This is a genomic window from Pseudomonas sp. XS1P51 (assembly GCF_054897845.1).
In genome coordinates, this window is the sequence record NZ_CM142707.1 from 1,749,433 (window position 1) to 1,766,606 (window position 17,174).

Below are 17,174 nucleotides of genomic sequence, written 5' to 3' on the forward strand. Positions count from 1 at the left end.
AAAAAACACAACATGCAGTGAAGACTACGGACAAAAAACGGATCTGCAATTGATCGATATCAAGATTTACCGGTGAAAAAATACGTTGGCCAGCGAGGATCCAATGTGGGAGCGAGCCTGCTCGCGATAGCGATAGAACATTCAATATTGATGTTGAATGTGCTGCCGTCATCGCGAGCAGGCTCGCTCCCACATTGGGTTTCTGTGTTTTCAGGTCAATTCAACCGCCGCTCATGTTCATGAACCGCACAATCTGTACCTCTCCGTCGGGGGTGAAATCATGGCGTAGCGGTTTGCCACGCAGTGCTTTCTGCACCGCGTTGATCACGGGCTGGTCATCCAGCGGATAACGTCGTAGTAATCCGCGCAAATCAAGGGCATCGTCCTGGCCCAAACACAGCAACAACTTCCCTTCAACCGTCATCCGTACCCGATTGCAGCTGCCACAGAAGTTGTGACTGTTGGGTGAGATGAAACCGATCCGGGTATCGGGATGGCGCTCCAGGCGCACATAGCGCGCCGGCCCGCCGCTGTTTTCCGTGCTGTCGAGCAACCGATGCCGGGTGGCGATCAGTGCCCGCACTTCGTCGCTGGAACAGAACGACTCGCCCCGGGAACGGCCGACGTCGCCCAAGGGCATTTCTTCGATAAAACTGATATCGATGCGCTGGTCGATGGCGTACTGCACCAACGCCGGGACTTCATCGAAGTTGCGTCCCTTCATCACCACGCAGTTCAGTTTGACCCGCTCGAACCCCGCGTCCCGCGCCGCTTCAATGCCGCCCAGCACCTGATCGAGATCGCCGTTACGGGTGATTGCGCGAAATTTCTGCCCGTCGAGACTGTCGAGGCTGATGTTCATCCGCTTCACGCCGGCCTCGACCAACGGCCGCGCCAGCCGGCCCAGTTGCGAGCCGTTGCTGGTCATGACCAGTTCACGTAAACCGGGCAACGCGGCGATGTTGCGACACAGTCCGACAATGCCCGGACGAATCAGCGGCTCGCCGCCGGTGAGGCGGATCTTGCGTACGCCCAACCCGACGAACAACGTTGCCAGGCGCTGCAATTCTTCCAGCGTGAGCACCTGCTGGCGCGGCAGGAAGGTCATGTTTTTCGCCATGCAATACACACAACGAAAATCACACCGGTCCGTGACCGACATCCGCAGATAATCGATCTGCCGCCCAAAACCATCCTGCATCACAGCGTTCATCACATCTCCCGGTTTGCCTCGATGCTCACTGCACCAGCGGTGAGTCGGCGCCCTGCAAGTGGATGCCACGAATATCCGCCGCACCGATCAGGGTTTGCAGGTACTGCACCAGCGCTTTCTGCCAGACAGCCTGCTGCAACTGCGTGCGAATCGCCGTCGACACCACTTCATAAGGCAACGGCATGCCTTCGATCCGCTGATCGACACTGACCACATGCCAGCCGTAACGACTTTCCAGCGGTTTGCTGGCCAGCCCCGGCGCCAGGGTGAACAGCTGACGCTCCAGTTCAGGCACGGTCTGGCCCTTGCTGATCTGCCCCAGAGAACCGCCTTGAGCCTTCGACGGGCAGGCCGAATATTTCACGGCCAGCTCGGCGAAACTGCCGGGGAACTCTTCCAGGCGCTGCAACAGGATTTCCGCCTGAACATGCGCCAGCTCGCGGGCCTCGACATCGTCCGGCGCGCATTCGAGCAGGATGTGCCGCACCGCCAGCAACGGCGCGCTGTGAAAGCGCCCGCGATTGTTTTCGTAGTAGCGAAGACTGGTTTCCTCGTCGCACTGCGGCACGTGCACCTCACGTTCGAGCAACAAACGCGTGGCGGCCTCTTCTTCGTTCTCCCCGGCGCCGATCTCCAGCGACACGCCAAGTTCGGCAATGCGCTGCTGCAACAGCTCGCGGATCACCAGCGCCCTGGCAGCCAGATAGACCGCCTCTTCGCGGCTTTCGGCCGGGTGATATTGCAGCTCCAGGGCCATCGCTTCCGGGGTGATCAACACCTCGTTGACGCTGACGATCGGCCACTCCTGTTCGCTGCTGGCGATCAACTGCGACGGCGCATCACCGGCCACCGCGGGTTCAACCGGGAGTGCTTCAAACTGCTCTGCTCCGGCCGGTGCAATGTCGAGAACTTCCTCCGCTTTTTTTGAAGAACCGCAGCCACCGCTGCCCCCGTTACCGCCGCCACATCCACATCCACCTGACATGATTGTCTCCTCAGAATTTCTGCCGAACGATTTGATAACGGCGTCCCAGGTACCAGATCGGTGCGCTGACCATGTGTACGAGACGGGTGAAGGGGAACAGCACAAACAGGGTCAAGCCGAGAAACACGTGCAACTTGTAGGTCAGCCCGACCGGGGCAATCGACGCTGCCGCTTCCATTGGCCGCAACAGCACGGTGTTCTGCGCCCAGTCGGCGAGCATCACCATCACCGAGCCATCCATGTGCGCGGTGGACGCAACGATCGTCAGCAGGCCAAGCAGCAATTGCGCCAGCAGCACCAGCAGAATCAGGATGTCCGAAGGGCTGGAGGTGGCACGTACCCGAGGGTCGGTCAGGCGCCGCTTGACCAGCATCAACAGGCCGATCAGGCACAACAGGCCGAAGAACCCGCCGGACACCATCGCCAGCAACTGCTTGTTCTCAGTGCTGATCACGTGGTGATAAATCGACGCGGGGGTCAGCAGGCCGACGAAATGCCCGGCCAGCACGAACAACACACCGATGTGGAAGAAGTTGCTCGCCACGCGCATACCGCGCTGGTTGAGCATCTGGCTCGAACCGGCCTTCCAGCTGTATTGCGACAGGTCGAAGCGTGCCCAACTGCCGATCAGGCAGATCGCCAACGCGACATAGGGATAGATCCCGAACAACAACAGATTCCATTTAGACATTGCCTACCTCCTTGGCTGGCACGGCGGCCAGCCCTTCATGCTGAAAATCCACCCAGTGCAACGGCACCGCGCTTTCTTCCCGGGCCTTGCCCGGTGCGCTTGGCAGTGAACTGCAACGGTCCTGCTGCTCGGCCTGGAGGAAGTCCACGGCCTCCTCTTCCCAGATCTTGTCGAGGGCTTCGAGGGAGTCATCGCGCGGCTCCGCGGCGACCTGCGCACGCAGGTCGGCGACCGCCTGATGAGGCTCGGCCCCGGCAATCTGCAGCAGTGCCCGGAAGCAACTGGCATAAGCGCTTTCACGCTCTTCCAGACGCGCCGCGAGCAAGGCCAGTAAATGCGACACATCCGCCAGGCCCTCGCGGGCCTCGATGTCTTCACGGGTGGACAGGAACTCCAGGTACAACGGGATATAGTCCGGCAGCTCTTTGACGCCGATGGCGAAACCGGCCTCTTCGTATTGCGCCATCATGTCGACCATGGCCTGGCCACGGTCGCGGGACTCGCCGTGCACATGCTCGAACAACAGCAGCGACAGCGAGCGCCCCCGACCGAACAGCGCACCGTAGTGCTCCTGCCCGTCCATCAGGTCATTGGCGCAGATCAACTCCAGCAGTTCGAACAACGCACCACGCTGTTTCGGGCTGATTTCCCGGGACTGGAGGATCGCCTGTTCCAGTTCGTCGCGACCGCTAACCAGCGTTTCAGTCGGGTAATCGAGCAGCAGCGAAATCACTTTGAGAATTTGCATGCTCATTCCTCCCACAACTGGACGGTTTTCAGAACGTCGCGACGGTTGGCTTTCTTGGCGCCGAACATGTTGGTGTCGGAGCTGCCGCTGCAGCCGCTGCCGAAGCTGAAACCACAACCGGAACGCTCGGCAAAGGCGTCGCTCATGGCATCTTCACGGTGGGCGCTCGGTACCACGAAGCGGTCTTCATAGTTGGCGATCGCCAGGTAGCGATACATCTCCTCGACCTGGGCCACGCTCAAGCCGACATCCGCCAGCACTTGCAGGTCCTGAACGCCATCGACCTGCTCGGAACGCTTGTAGGCGCGCATCGCCAGCAAGCGTTTCAGCGCACGCTTCACCGGTTTTTCATCGCCGGCGGTCAGCAGGTTGGCCAGGTACTTCAGCGGAATACGCAGGCTGTCGACGTCCGGGATCACCCCGTTCATACCGACGGTGCCAGCGGTTGCGGCGTTTTGAATCGGCGACAGCGGCGGTACGTACCAGACCATCGGCAAGGTGCGGTATTCCGGGTGCAGCGGCAGTGCGAGTTTCCAGTCCACGGCCATCTTGTAGACCGGCGAACGCTGGGCAGAATCGATTACCGACTGCGGCACGCCATCAGCCAAAGCCTGGCGAATCACCGCCGGGTCATTTGGATCAAGGAAGATCTCCAGTTGTTTCTCGTACAGATCCTGCTCATTGGCGGTGCTCGCCACTTCGCTGATGCGGTCGGCGTCATACAGCAGCACACCGAGGTAACGGATACGCCCGACACAGGTTTCGGCGCAAACGGTCGGCATCCCGGCTTCGATACGCGGGTAGCAGAAAATGCACTTCTCGGATTTGCCGCTTTTCCAGTTGAAGTAGATTTTCTTGTACGGGCAGCCGCTGATGCACATGCGCCAGCCACGGCATTTTTCCTGGTCGATCAGGACGATGCCGTCTTCTTCACGCTTGTAGATCGCCCCGCTCGGGCACGATGCGGCGCACGTCGGGTTGAGGCAGTGCTCGCACAGGCGCGGCAAATACATCATGAAGGTGTTTTCGTACTCGCCGTAAATGTCCGCCTGGATCTTGTCGAAGTTCTTGTCCTTGCGGCGCTTGGCGAATTCGGTGCCGAGGATTTCTTCCCAGTTCGGGCCCCACTCGATTTTTTCCATGCGCTTGCCGGAGATCAGCGAACGCGGGCGCGCAGTCGGCTGATGCTCGCCCAGCGGCGCGGTGTGCAAGTGCTGGTAATCGAAGTCGAACGGCTCGTAGTAGTCGTCGAGGCTCGGCAGGTCCGGGTTGGCAAAGATGTTCGCCAACACGCGGAACTTGCCGCCGATGCGCGGGTTGATCGTGCCGTTGGCATTGCGGATCCAGCCGCCCTTCCACTTGTCCTGGTTTTCCCATTCTTTCGGGTAGCCGATCCCGGGTTTGCTTTCGACGTTGTTGAACCACGCGTATTCCATGCCTTCGCGGCTGGTCCAGACGTTTTTGCAGGTGATCGAACAAGTGTGGCAACCGATGCATTTGTCCAGGTTCAGAACCATGCCGATTTGTGAGCGAATCTTCATCTCAGTTCTCCTCGATATCGGTCGGAAGCGGACGTGGCAGGTCATCGCCACTTGAACCATCGAGCCAGTCGACTTTGGACATTTTGCGCACCACGACGAATTCATCGCGGTTGCAACCGACGGTGCCGTAATAGTTGAAACCGTAGGCCTGCTGGGCATAGCCACCGATCATGTGGGTCGGCTTGAGCACGACGCGGGTGACCGAGTTGTGGTGGCCGCCACGGGTCTTGGTGGTTTCCGAGCCGGGCACGTTCACGATCCGTTCCTGGGCGTGGTACATCATCACCATGCCGTCCTTGACCCGTTGACTGACCACCGCACGGGCGGTCAGCGCACCGTTGACGTTGAAGCACTCGATCCAGTCGTTGTCCTCGATGCCGGCGCTTTTCGCGTCGTTCTCCGAGAGCCAGACAATCGGCCCGCCACGGCTGAGGGTGAGCATCAGCAGGTTGTCGCTGTAGGTGCTGTGGATGCCCCACTTCTGGTGCGGGGTGATCCAGTTCAGGACGATTTCCTTGTGGCCGTTGCTGCGCTTGCCTTTCACCCCTTCGATGGTGCGGGTGTTGACCGGCGGGCGATAACTCATCAGTTGCTCGCCGAACGCCTGCATCCACGGGTGATCCTGGTAGAACTGCTGGCGACCGGTGATGGTGCGCCATGGGATCCCTTCATGAACGTTGGTGTAGCCGGCGTTGTAGCTGACGTGATCGTCTTCGAGCCCTGACCAGGTCGGGCTGGAAATGATCTTGCGCGGCTGGGCCTGAATGTCGCGGAAGCGAATCGCCTCGTGGGCCTTGGACAGCGCCAAGTGGCTGTGGTCGATGCCGGTGAATTCCGACAGCGCGGCCCAGGCTTTCACAGCAACCTGGCCGTTGGTTTCCGGGGCCAGGGACAGGATCACTTCAGCGGCGTCGATGGCCGTGTCGATTTTCGGACGACCCTGGCTGATGCCGGCATCCCGTTCGTGATGATTGAGTTCACCGAGGAATTTCACCTCGTCTTCGGTGTTCCAGTTAATGCCCTTGCCGCCGTTGCCGTGTTTTTCCAGCAATGGCCCGAGGGACGAGAACTGCTTGTAGATGTTCGGGTAGTCACGCTCCACCACATGCAGGTTCGGTGCGTTCTTGCCCGGCACCGGTGCCACGCCGTCGCTTTTCCAGTCGGTGCCGCCAAACGGCTGGGCCAGTTCGCCGACGCTGTCGTGCATCAACGGGATGGTCACCAGATCCTTTTCAACGCCCAGGTGCCCTTCGGACATGCTGGAAAACGCCTTGGCGATGCCTTTGTAGATTTCCCAGTCGGAACGCGATTCCCACGCCGGGTCGATGGCAGCCGACAACGGGTGAATGAACGGGTGCATGTCCGAAGTGTTCATGTCGTCTTTTTCGTACCAGGTCGCGGTCGGCAAGACGATGTCGGAATAGACGCAGGTCGAGGACATGCGGAAGTCCAGCGTGGTGACCAGATCGAGCTTGCCGATGGCGCCCTCGTCCACCCATTCGGCTTCTTCAGGCTTGCAGTCGCCGACCTGGCCGATGTCTTCGTTCATCACCCCGTTCTTGGTGCCGAGCAGGTACTTGAGCATGTACTCGTGGCCCTTGCCCGAGGAGCCCAGCAGGTTGGAGCGCCAGATGAACATGTTGCGCGGGAAGTTGACCGGGCTGTCCGGTTGCTCGCAGGAGAAACGCAGCGAACCGTCCTGCAGCGACTTGACCACGTAGTCTTTCGGGTCCATGCCGGCGGCGGCAGCGTCGCGGCAGATGTGCAGCGGGTTGGTGTTGAGTTGCGGTGCGCTGGGCAACCAGCCGGCGCGCTCGGCGCGGATGTTGTAGTCCAGGGCATGCTCGGGGAATTGCGATTTATCGGCCAATGGCGAGAGCACGTCGTGCATGCTCATCTTCTCGTGGCGCCATTGCGAGCTGTGGGCGTAGAAGAAGCTGGTGCCGTTCATTTGACGTGGCGGACGGTTCCAGTCCAGGCCGAACGCGAGTGGCAGCCAGCCGCATTGCGGACGGAGTTTTTCCTGGCCGACGTAGTGCGCCCAACCGCCACCGGTCTGGCCGACACACCCGCAGAGCATGAGCATATTGATCAGCCCGCGGTAGTTCATGTCCATGTGGTACCAGTGGTTCATCGCCGCGCCGACGATGATCATCGAGCGGCCCTTGGTCTTGTCGGCGTTATCCGCGAACTCACGGGCAATCTGGATCGCTTTCTCACGGCTGACGCCGGTGATCTGTTCCTGCCAGGCTGGGGTGCCAGGCACTGAGGCGTCGTTGTAATCCTTGGCGACGTTGGCGCCACCCAAACCGCGATCGATCGCCAGGTTGGCGGCTGACAGGTCAAACACGGTGGCGACTTTGGCCACGCTGCCGTCGGCCAGAACAACGTTGTGTACCGGCACGCGGCGGTATTGCACGGCATCGCCAGCTACGTGCTGGAAGTGTTCCTGGGACTCACCGGCAAAATACGGGAACGCCACTTCGGCAACGTCATCACCGATCAGGCTCAGCTTCAGATCGATCTCACGACCTTCACCACCTTCACGCGGGAGAATGTTCCACTTGCCCTTCTCGCCCCAGCGATAACCGATGGAGCCCTGAGGGGACACCAGTTCACCGCTGACATCCAGGGCGATGGTTTTCCATTCCGGGTTGTTTTCCTGGCCGAGGTTGTCGGTCAGGTCACTGGCACGCAGGAAGCGGTCCGGCTGATAACCGGCGCCCGGTGCCTTGTCGGCCATTTGCTTGAGCAGTACCAGTACCGGCAAATCGGTGAAGCGCTTGGCGTAGTCAGTGAAATAGGCGCTCGGTTTGTCCAGGTGGAATTCTTTGAAGATCACATGGTTGAATGCCTGGGCCAGCGCCGCATCGGTGCCTTGTTTAGGGTTCAGCCACAGGTCGGTGAGCTTGGCAACTTCCGAGTAGTCCGGGGTAATCGCCACAGTCTTGGTGCCCTTGTAGCGGACTTCGGTGAAGAAGTGCGCATCCGGGGTACGGGTCTGTGGAACGTTGGAGCCCCAGGCAATGATGTAGTTGGAGTTGTACCAGTCGGCCGATTCCGGCACGTCAGTCTGCTCGCCCCAGACCATCGGCGAGGCCGGTGGCAAGTCGCAGTACCAGTCGTAGAAACTCAGGCACGCGCCGCCGATCAGCGACAGGTAACGCGAACCCGCGGCGTAGCTGACCATCGACATGGCCGGGATCGGCGAGAAACCGACGATCCGGTCGGGGCCGTATTGCTTGACGGTGTAGACGTTGGCCGCGGCAATGATCTCGTTGACTTCTTCCCAGTTGGAACGAATGAAGCCACCCATGCCGCGCTTGCTTTTATAGGAGTCGGCCTTGACCTTGTCCTCGACGATGCTGGCCCAGGCTTCGACCGGCGCCATGGTTTGCCGCGCATCGCGCCAGAGCTTGAGCAATGGCTTGCGGATTTTCGGGTACTTGAGCCGGTTGGCGCTGTAGATGTACCAGCTGTAACTGGCGCCACGCGGGCAGCCACGGGGTTCATGGTTGGGCAGATCGTTGCGGGTACGCGGGTAATCGGTCTGCTGGGTTTCCCAGGTGATCAGGCCATTCTTGACGTAGATTTTCCACGAGCACGAGCCGGTGCAGTTCACCCCGTGGGTGGACCGTACGATCTTGTCGTACTGCCAGCGCGAACGGTAGACGTTCTCCCAGTCGCGAGACTCTTTGCGGGTCTCGCCATGACCGTCGGAAAACTCGTTTTGCTTGCGATTGAAAAACCGCAATTGATCCAGTAAATGACTCACGGTGTAGTCCTCTCAGGCTTGCTGCGGGGTTCTGTGCCCCGCCCACGCAATGGTTGGATTCGGGTTTTCTCAGCAGGGTGTCGCGGCGCCTTTGCGCGCGTACCACCACCAGGTCACCACGATGCAGCTCAGGTAAAAGCCGACGAACATGTAGAAGGCCATCTCCGGACCGCCGGTCTGGGCCATCGAAGTACCGAAGGATTTGGGAATGAAGAACGCACCGAAGGCGCCCATGGCCGAACTGAAGCCCAGGACCGCGGCCGACTCTTTGCCGGCATCCTTGAGCGCTTGTTCGCGCACGGCGGGTGGTTTTCCGGCCGAGGCTTTTTCATGCTGGGTGCGGAAGATCACCGGGATCATGCGGAAGGTGGAGCCGTTGCCGACACCGGTGGTGATGAACAGCAGCATGAACATGCCGAGGAAGCCGTAGAAGTTGCCGCCCGAACCGTGCTGCGGCAGGAAGTGCAATACGCCGAAGACCATCACGATCATCAGGACGAAGTTCCACAAGGTCACTTTCGCGCCGCCGAGCTTGTCCGCCAGCCAGCCGCCCAATGGGCGTACCAGCGCGCCAACCAACGGACCGAGGAAGGCGAATTTCAAGGCAATGACGTCAGGAAAGGAGGTTTTGATCAGCAGTGGAAACGCGGCAGAAAAACCGATGAACGAACCGAAGGTCGCCAGGTACAACCAGCACATCAGCCAGTTGTGCTTGCGCTTGAAGATCACCGCTTGCTCGCTGAACGAGGCCCGCGCACTGGACAGGTCATTCATGCCGAACCAGGCCAGCACCGTCACCAGGACAATGAACGGCACCCAGATGAACCCGGCGTTCTGCAGCCACAACTGGCCGCCGTCCGGCAGGATCTGCGGATTGCCGCCCATGAAGCCGAACACGCCAAAGGTAATCACCAGCGGCACACAGAACTGCATCACCGAAACGCCCAGGTTACCCAACCCGGCGTTGAGGCCAAGGGCTGTGCCCTGCTGGGACTTGGGATAGAAGAAACTGATGTTGGACATGCTCGATGCAAAGTTGCCGCCACCAAAACCGCAGAGCAAGGCAATCAATACGAACACGCTGTACGAGGTGCTCGGGTCCTGCACGGCGAAGCCCATCCAGATCGATGGCAACAGCAGCGACGCGGTGCTCAGGGCGGTCCAGCGACGGCCACCGAAGATCGGCACCATAAAGGAATAGAAGACGCGCAAGGTCGCGCCGGACAGCCCCGGCAACGCCGCCAGCCAGAACAACTGGTCGGTGGTGAAGGTGAAGCCGATGGCGTTCAGACGCACGATCACCGTGCTCCAGACCATCCACACCGCAAAGGCCAACAGCAGCGCGGGAATGGAGATCCACAGGTTGCGCGTGGCGGTCTGTTTGCCGCTACTTCCCCAGAACGCTGGGTCCTCGGGGCGCCAGTCATGAATGACCGGGCCTTTGTCAGGCTTTTGCAGAACGGACATGTTCTTCTCCTTGGGCAATGCTGGAAATCGGGGACGGGGTCAGCGGCGGTTCTTTACCAAGCACCGGGCTTTTGCGTATTTCGCTGAAATACATCCAGGTGAGGGAGACCCAGACCACGCCGTACATCAACATGAAGCAGGAAGAGCGCACGCCGGTGAGGTCCACCAGGGCGCCAAACATGATCGGCAGCACGAAGCCACCCAGGCCGCCCGCCAGACCGACGATGCCGGACACCGCACCCATGTTTTGCGGGTAGTCATTGGCGATGTATTTGAAGACCGAGGCCTTGCCGAACGCGAAGGCGATGCCCATGACGAACAGCAGCACGGTGAACAGCGCGGGATTGAGGCCGATGTGGAAATCCACGGCGCCGTTGATGGTCTGCACTTGCAGTTGGGTTTGTGGGTACGACAGCAGGAACAGGCAGATCCAGCTGACCCACAACACCCACCAGGTCACGCTTTGCGCGCCCCAGCGATCCGACATCCAGCCGCCGACGGCACGCAGCACGCCACCGGGCAGTGAGAAACAGGCCGCCAGCAGCGCCGCGCTTTGCAGGCTGAAGCCGTATTCCTGCACGTAGTACTTGGTCATCCACAGTGCGAGGGCTACATAGCCGCCGAAAACGATCGAGTAGTACTGGCAGTAGCGCCACACCGCAGGATCTTTCAGCGAGCGCAGTTGCTCACGCAACGTGGCGCCCGAGGCACTGCGGTGGTCCTTGTTTTCGGCACTGAGGAACCAGAACAACAGCGCGGTGATGAAGAGGATCGCGCTGAAGACTTTCGGCACCAGTTGCCAGCTGCCGGCAGCGATCAGCGCCGGGGCGAGAAACTTGGTCACCGCAGCCCCGGCGTTGCCGGCACCGAAGATGCCCATGGCGAAGCCCTGGTTCTCCTTGTCGAACCATTTGGCGACGTAGGCAATCCCGACCGAGAACGAGCCGCCGGCCAGGCCGACGAACAAGCCCAGCACCAAAAACTGCCAGTAGGCGGTGGCGTGGCTGATCAGGTACAGGGGGGCGACGCAGGACAGCATCAGCAGGAAGAACACGCTGCGCCCGCCGAAGCGGTCGGTCAGCAGGCCCAGTGGCAAACGCACCAGCGAACCGGTCAATACCGGGGTGGCGGCCAGCAGGCCGAATTGGGTTTCGTTGAGCTGGAGAAGGTCCTTGATCGGCACCCCGAGCACGGCAAACATCATCCAGACCATGAAACAGACAGTGAAGGCCAGCGTGCTCATGCCCAGCACCAAGCCTTGTCGTACACGCGGTTGGTTCACAAATGCTCTCCAGTCAGTTAGCCATGGCGGCAGACTAGAGAGGCCAACCCCGCAAAAACTTGATCCACGTCAACGAAGCCCAAGGGGACACAGGCCTATGCTTGTGCTGCCTACCTCTAAGGAGGTAGTACAGAGAAAGCCTAAAACCCTTTGTTTATCAGAGTTTTAGATTTTTCTACCCCGTATTCTGTCGACAAGGAGCCGTCGACAACTCTTTAGAGGTAGCGCCCCCGGGATCGGTGGCCAACCTCACTCTGGAGCGGTGCATGCTCTGCTTTCCTGTCTTTTCTACGGACCTGCGCTGATGATTCGCTGGTTGCGCAGCTCCCTGCCCGCGCGCGCCGGGCTGGCGGTGATCCTGATCGCCGTGCTCGCCCTCGCCAGCTCATTGAGCGCCGGGCTGATCGCCTGGTTCAGCCAGGGTGATGCCGCCGCCATCAACACCGCGGGCTCGGTGCGTATGGAGACCTACCACCTGAGCTGGAAACTCGCCGCCGGTGCCACCGATGAGGAAATCAGCGGCATCACCGACAGCCTGCAGCGTCGCCTCAACAGCCAGTCACTCAAAGCCGTGCTGGAAGACGGCCCGACCACCGCGTTGCAAATCAGCTATGGGCAAATCCAGCAACAGTGGAAAGAGGCGTTGCGCCCGGCACTGGTACGCGGCGATCCCGTGGCGTTTCAAGCCCAGGCCCAGCCGTTCGTTGAGCAACTGAACCAGTTCGTCAACCTGTTACAGCGCCAGAGCGAACAAAAGCAAGGCTGGCAACAGGTGATCCAGGGCATGGCCTTGTTCACCACCATGATTGTCCTGCTGATCGGGTTGTACGAGTTGCAGTACGGTGTCGTCACGCCTCTCAAGGAATTGGTGGACGCAACCCAGCGTTTTCGGCGCGGCGATTTCAAGGTCCGGGTCAACCATCAGTCCCAGGACGAACTGGGCCAGTTGGCCATGAGCTTCAACGCCATGGCCGAGACGATCGAAGACTCCCATCGCACGCTGGAGAGTCAGGTCCAGCAAAAAACCCTGAACCTGCAACAGGCCAATGCCGCCCTGGAGCTGCTGTATCAAAGCAGTCGGAGCCTTGCCACACGCCTGGCCAATGCCGAAGGGCTGGATGAGTTGATCCGGCGCTTCCAGCAACGCCTGCCCGGCTTGCGTCTGTCGCTGTGCCTGCAAGGCCAGACGCAGGCGCCCGCCCAACAGTTGATCGCCCTGCATGGCGCGAACATCCGTGAAGTTTGCGCCAGCAGCGATTGCGCCACGTGCCAGAAACACCACGAAGCGAAGCCGCAGACCTTCAGCATCAGCAACCAGGGCAGTGAGTTGGGCGAACTCAAGGCGCATTTTGTCGACGGCCACCCCACGCAAGCCTGGGAAACCCAGCTGATCCAGGCCCTGGCCAACCTGATCGGCACCTCGCTCTCGCTCAAGCGCCAACGGGAACAGGATCATCGCCTGCTGCTACTCGAAGAACGCACGATCATCGCCCGCGAGCTGCACGACTCATTGGCCCAGGCCCTGTCCTACATGAAGCTGCAAGTCAGTCGCATGCAGACCCTGATGCGCCGGGGCGAACCGGTCCAGACCCTGGAAAACGTCACCGCCGAACTGCGCGAAGGCCTGAACAATGCCTATCGCCAACTTCGCGAACTGCTGACCACCTTTCGCTTGCAGATCCACGATGCGGGCCTGGTGCAGGAACTCAAGGACACCGCCGAGGAGTTCTCCCGTCGCGGGGAATTTCAGGTGCACCTGCACGTCGACGCACTGGCCTTTCAGCTCTCGGCCAGCGAGCAAATCCACATTCTGCAAATCACCCGCGAGGCGCTCTCCAACTGCCTGCGCCACGCCCATGCGCAAAACGCCTGGCTGGAACTGCGCCAGGACGGCGAAACCGTCAGGCTCTCGGTCGAAGACGACGGGCGCGGCTTCAGCGGCAACGTCGACCAGCGTGAACACCATGGCCTGAACATCATGGATGAGCGGGCACGCAGCTTGCGCGGCCAGCTACAGATATTTTCCAGGGAACCGCAAGGCACCCTCGTCCAACTGGAATTCCACCCGGAGTTTCTCGGGCAGCAAACAGAAGGTAGCGTCACATGAACCCGTCCCCACAACATCGAATCCTGCTGGTAGACGACCATCCCATGATGCGTCGCGGCATCCGCCAGATGCTCGAGCTCGAAGATGACTTCCTGATCGTCGGCGAAGCCAACCATGGCGAAGAAGCGCTCAGTCTCATCGAGCCGCTGCAACCGGACCTGGTGTTGCTCGACAACAACATGCCGCAGATGAATGGCATTGAAACCCTGCGCCGATTACGGGCGATGCACTACACCGGCAAAGTGCTGCTGTTTACCGTGTCGGACGCCGAAGACGATATTCGCGACGCACTGCGCCTGGATGCCGACGGCTATCTGCTCAAGGACATGGAACCGGAATTGTTGATCCAGTACATCCGCGATGCCTTGAACGGCGCATTGGTCATCAGCCCCGGCCTGACTCAAGTCATGGCCCAGGCGCTGCGCTCGCCGCCGCGCCAGGCCGTGGTGGAACTGACCGAGCGCGAACGCCAGGTGTTGAAAACCATCGCCAGCGGCTTCAGCAACAAGGTCATCGGGCACAAGCTGGGCATCACCGAAGGGACGGTCAAGGTTCACGTCAAGAACCTGCTGCACAAACTCGGGTTGCGCTCGCGGGTCGAGGCGGCCGTGTGGGCCATGGAGCATCTGCGCAGTGCGGGCTGACGCGCATGCCTCCTTGGAGGTAGGCCTGCAGAGGCATAGGTCATCCGGCCCGCGCTCTCTACTATGACCGTCAGCGGAGGTACGCCATGCTGACCCACCCTTCCATCGTTTTAACGTTGCGCCGTCATCATCTGTTCAGCCAACTGCCGGAGAAAGTCTTCGAGGAAGTCTGCGCCCTGGCCATGCTCAAGCGTCTGCCGTGTCACAGCACGCTCATGCATCAGGGCGATCCGGCCAAGCGCTTTTTTCTGCTGGTCAGCGGTCAGATCAAGTTGTACCGGCTCACCGGCGAAGGCCAGGAAAACCTGGTGGAGATCATTCAACCCGGACAGACCTTTGCCGAAGCCCTGCTGTTCAGCCAGGCCCGGCTCTATCCGGTGAGCGCCACCGCCCTGAAGGACAGCGTGCTGGTCAGCATCGAGGGCAACCATTACCGCAACGCCCTGGAAGACCAGCCGAAAGTCTGCCTGGCCATCCTGGCGAGCATGAGCGTTCACCTGCACCTGCGACTGCGGGACATCGATACCTTGACCATGGCGAGCGCGAGCCGTCGGGTGATCAATTTCCTGTTCCAGGAACGCAACCCCGTCACCGGCCAGATTGTCTTGCAGATGTCCAAGCGCCTGGTGGCGTCGAAACTGGGGATTCAGCCGGAAACCTTTTCGCGGATTCTGCATCGCCTGGTGGAAGGTGGCCTGATCGCCATGGAGCGACGCAACATCAGCATCCTCGCGGAAGAGGATCTGGCGACGTTCCAATAGCCGGAATTGACCGCAGTCAATGCGCAATGCCACCGGCCTTGCACACTGAAGGCGTCCACCCATGGAGAATGCAAATGCCCCGTTCAACCCTGCCGTTGGTTTACTCCTGCTCAGGCTGCTCCAACGTGGCCCAACTGGCCAACACCCTGGCCGTGCGCCTGGATCGCAGCGGCCTGGCTGAGATGTCCTGCATCGTCGGTGTCGGCGGGCATGTGGCAGCGCTGGTCAACAAGGCGCGCTCGGGGCGGCGGATCTTCGCGCTGGACGGTTGCCCGTTGCAATGCGTCGAAAACTGCCTGAAACAGCATGGATTGCATGCGGATGTGCACTTAATTCTCAGCCATTACGGGTTGCGCAAACGCTATGGTGAGGACTGCACGGAGGCGCAGAGTGATGAGTTGTTTGAAGGGATCAGACAGTTGATTGCCAGTGATGCCCGCCAGCATGAAAACCGCCAGGAAACGATGGCCTAAGGGACAACAAAAAACCAACTGCGGGAGCGAGCCTGCTCACGATAGCGGACTGACATTCAACATTGATGTCGACTGTTCTACCGCTATCGCGAGCAGGCTCGCTCCCACAGGTGTTCTGTGTTGGTCATCCTGCCGCCAGGCCCTTCCCCGCCCGCTCAAGATTGCGCCACAACCAGACCGGCAACACGTCAGGGTCGAGGCTGTCGATCAGGTTCTTCAGCGCCAGCCCCAGTTCGGTATCGCCCTCGATCACCAGCCGCCGGCGAAAGAACAGCGTGTCCGGATCTTCCTGACGGCTGGCCAGCAGTAGAAACTCGCGCCAGTTACCGCTGATGGTCACGTCCGCCGTGGCGCGTTCGGCAATCCGCAAGCCCTGACGACTGAGCGTCAAGTACCAGGACAAACCCAGGTCCGGGATCCGCAGGCACAACCAACGCCCGCGCAACACTTCAAACTCACCATCGCGCAACGGCTCGGCGAGACAGCGGTTCAGCGCCTGCTGCAACGCCAGGCGCTGCACGGCAAACGGCACCCGGCGCACCAGCGGCAGTAGTCGGTCGGCCCCTTTCAACAGCCACTTTTTCCGGTTCAACACAGGCCCACCTCCTCGACGCGCAACATGCCGGCCTGGCCATGCCAGTAGCCATTGCAGCCGTCGACAAACAGCGGCGGGGTCTCGCCCAGACGCACCCGTTGATAGCTCGCGATCACCTCGGCCATGCCCTGGGCACGCGGGCTCAGGCGCAGCAGATCGGCACCGCAGGCCACCAGTCCGGAATAATCGGCCAATAGATTGGTCACCTCGGCGGACATCGTTTGAATACCGTTGAGGGTGAACAGCGGCTGCCCTTCCTGGCTGGTCAGCGCCATGCCGTCGGGGTAGTTGATGCAGCAAAACTGGCAGTCGTCCTTGGGCCGGTTTTCCGCCCGGGCGGTAAAGCAGCGCGCGGAATAGGCCAGGGGCAAATGCCCGTAGGCAAAGATTTCAACTTCCGGTACCGCAAGGCCCAGCTCGCGCACCTGCCCGATCACGTCGCTGATCAGCGCCGCCGAACATTCCACGGGCGGCACCCAGCGGGTCATTCCGCTATCGAGCAATTGCGCCAACGAGTGGCCGTTGTACAGGTTGAGGGCCGGGCCGCCCACGAACGGCAACTTGCGCTCGGCGAGAAACTGCGCCGCGCCCATGTCGTTGGCCTCTACCAGCAATTGGCCGTTGTCGCACAGCCGGCGCAGGCTGGAAAGCTCCGACGCCGCTTCGATCAGCGTCAGGCTGGAGATCACCAACTGCGCCTGACTGCATTCCTGCAATTCGCGCCCCAACCCCAGCCACTGATCCAGTGAAAAGGCCCGGCGTTTCGAGCACACGGTTTCCCCCAGGTAAATCACGTCCAGGGGCAAGGCCGACATCTCGGCGTAAAAGTGACTGAGTTGTTCCTTGTCCCAATAAAACAGGACCGGTCCCAGGCTGAGCTTCATGTCGCGTC

14 protein-coding genes are annotated in these 17,174 nt (G+C 60.6%); 4 read left to right on the plus strand and 10 right to left on the minus strand.

Annotation, left to right across the window (positions count from 1 at the left end; genetic code table 11):
• Nucleotides 1–220: 220 nt before the first annotated feature.
• From moaA to ACYZUD_RS08050, 8 genes are all read right to left on the minus strand, one after another.
• The gene (gene moaA, locus ACYZUD_RS08015) at nt 221–1,213 is read right to left on the minus strand and encodes a GTP 3',8-cyclase MoaA (protein ID WP_462023455.1); all 993 of its coding nucleotides are present in this window, start codon (nt 1,211–1,213) and stop codon (nt 221–223) included.
• Between the two features lie 25 nt (nt 1,214–1,238).
• Nucleotides 1,239–2,198: a peptidylprolyl isomerase gene (locus tag ACYZUD_RS08020; protein ID WP_462023456.1), complete on the minus strand. Its 960-nt coding sequence runs from the start codon at nt 2,196–2,198 to the stop codon at nt 1,239–1,241.
• A gap of 10 nt (nt 2,199–2,208) precedes the next feature.
• Nucleotides 2,209–2,889: a respiratory nitrate reductase subunit gamma gene (gene narI / locus ACYZUD_RS08025; RefSeq protein WP_462023457.1), complete on the minus strand. Its 681-nt coding sequence runs from the start codon at nt 2,887–2,889 to the stop codon at nt 2,209–2,211.
• Nucleotides 2,882–3,637 (minus strand): nitrate reductase molybdenum cofactor assembly chaperone, encoded by a 756-nt coding sequence (narJ, locus tag ACYZUD_RS08030; protein WP_462023458.1) that lies wholly within the window; start codon nt 3,635–3,637, stop codon nt 2,882–2,884. The genes narI and narJ overlap by 8 nt, the downstream gene beginning before the upstream one ends.
• Before the next feature lie 2 nt (nt 3,638–3,639).
• Nucleotides 3,640–5,178: a nitrate reductase subunit beta gene (gene narH / locus ACYZUD_RS08035; RefSeq protein ID WP_462023459.1), complete on the minus strand. Its 1,539-nt coding sequence runs from the start codon at nt 5,176–5,178 to the stop codon at nt 3,640–3,642.
• A 1-nt stretch (nt 5,179) separates the two neighbouring features.
• Entirely contained in the window at nt 5,180–8,953 is a 3,774-nt protein-coding gene (locus ACYZUD_RS08040) for a nitrate reductase subunit alpha (RefSeq protein ID WP_462023460.1), read from the minus strand.
• A 69-nt stretch (nt 8,954–9,022) separates the two neighbouring features.
• Nucleotides 9,023–10,420 (minus strand): NarK family nitrate/nitrite MFS transporter, encoded by a 1,398-nt coding sequence (locus tag ACYZUD_RS08045; RefSeq protein WP_462023461.1) that lies wholly within the window; start codon nt 10,418–10,420, stop codon nt 9,023–9,025.
• Entirely contained in the window at nt 10,398–11,702 is a 1,305-nt protein-coding gene (locus ACYZUD_RS08050; RefSeq protein ID WP_462023462.1) for an MFS transporter, read from the minus strand. The genes ACYZUD_RS08045 and ACYZUD_RS08050 overlap by 23 nt, the downstream gene beginning before the upstream one ends.
• 304 nt (nt 11,703–12,006) lie before the next feature.
• On the opposite strand from ACYZUD_RS08050, the gene ACYZUD_RS08055 reads away from it, so the two are divergent.
• From ACYZUD_RS08055 to ACYZUD_RS08070, 4 genes are all read left to right on the plus strand, one after another.
• Entirely contained in the window at nt 12,007–13,809 is a 1,803-nt protein-coding gene (locus ACYZUD_RS08055) for a HAMP domain-containing protein (RefSeq protein ID WP_462023463.1), read from the plus strand.
• Nucleotides 13,806–14,453, plus strand: coding sequence for a two-component system response regulator NarL (narL, locus tag ACYZUD_RS08060; protein ID WP_462023464.1), 648 nt, complete (start codon nt 13,806–13,808; stop codon nt 14,451–14,453). The genes ACYZUD_RS08055 and narL overlap by 4 nt, the downstream gene beginning before the upstream one ends.
• A gap of 86 nt (nt 14,454–14,539) precedes the next feature.
• Nucleotides 14,540–15,214, plus strand: a complete 675-nt coding sequence (locus ACYZUD_RS08065; protein ID WP_462023465.1) for a Crp/Fnr family transcriptional regulator — start codon at nt 14,540–14,542, stop codon at nt 15,212–15,214.
• A 74-nt stretch (nt 15,215–15,288) separates the two neighbouring features.
• Entirely contained in the window at nt 15,289–15,687 is a 399-nt protein-coding gene (locus tag ACYZUD_RS08070; RefSeq protein ID WP_462023466.1) for a putative zinc-binding protein, read from the plus strand.
• A gap of 124 nt (nt 15,688–15,811) precedes the next feature.
• Here ACYZUD_RS08070 and ubiT read toward each other — a convergent pair whose 3' ends face one another.
• Together ubiT and ACYZUD_RS08080 are read right to left on the minus strand one after the other, a co-directional pair.
• Complete coding sequence (gene ubiT, locus ACYZUD_RS08075) at nt 15,812–16,282, minus strand: ubiquinone anaerobic biosynthesis accessory factor UbiT (RefSeq protein ID WP_462023467.1); 471 nt, start codon at nt 16,280–16,282, stop codon at nt 15,812–15,814.
• A complete protein-coding gene (locus ACYZUD_RS08080; RefSeq protein ID WP_462023468.1) occupies nt 16,276–17,166 on the minus strand; it encodes a U32 family peptidase in 891 nt (296 codons plus the stop codon). Before ACYZUD_RS08080 ends, ubiT begins: the two co-directional genes overlap by 7 nt.
• Nucleotides 17,167–17,174: the final 8 nt, after the last annotated feature.

Excerpts from the sequence above, each read along its gene's own strand:
- moaA (WP_462023455.1), bottom strand. The coding sequence starts at position 1,213 with ATGAACGCTGTGATGCAGGATGGTTTTGGGCGGCAGATCGATTATCTG.
- ACYZUD_RS08020 (WP_462023456.1), bottom strand. The coding sequence starts at position 2,198 with ATGTCAGGTGGATGTGGATGTGGCGGCGGTAACGGGGGCAGCGGTGGC.
- narI (WP_462023457.1), bottom strand. The coding sequence starts at position 2,889 with ATGTCTAAATGGAATCTGTTGTTGTTCGGGATCTATCCCTATGTCGCG.
- narJ (WP_462023458.1), bottom strand. The coding sequence starts at position 3,637 with ATGCAAATTCTCAAAGTGATTTCGCTGCTGCTCGATTACCCGACTGAA.
- narH (WP_462023459.1), bottom strand. The coding sequence starts at position 5,178 with ATGAAGATTCGCTCACAAATCGGCATGGTTCTGAACCTGGACAAATGC.
- ACYZUD_RS08045 (WP_462023461.1), bottom strand. The coding sequence starts at position 10,420 with ATGTCCGTTCTGCAAAAGCCTGACAAAGGCCCGGTCATTCATGACTGG.
- ACYZUD_RS08055 (WP_462023463.1), top strand. The coding sequence starts at position 12,007 with ATGATTCGCTGGTTGCGCAGCTCCCTGCCCGCGCGCGCCGGGCTGGCG.
- narL (WP_462023464.1), top strand. The coding sequence starts at position 13,806 with ATGAACCCGTCCCCACAACATCGAATCCTGCTGGTAGACGACCATCCC.
- ACYZUD_RS08065 (WP_462023465.1), top strand. The coding sequence starts at position 14,540 with ATGCTGACCCACCCTTCCATCGTTTTAACGTTGCGCCGTCATCATCTG.
- ACYZUD_RS08070 (WP_462023466.1), top strand. The coding sequence starts at position 15,289 with ATGCCCCGTTCAACCCTGCCGTTGGTTTACTCCTGCTCAGGCTGCTCC.
- ACYZUD_RS08080 (WP_462023468.1), bottom strand. The coding sequence starts at position 17,166 with ATGAAGCTCAGCCTGGGACCGGTCCTGTTTTATTGGGACAAGGAACAA.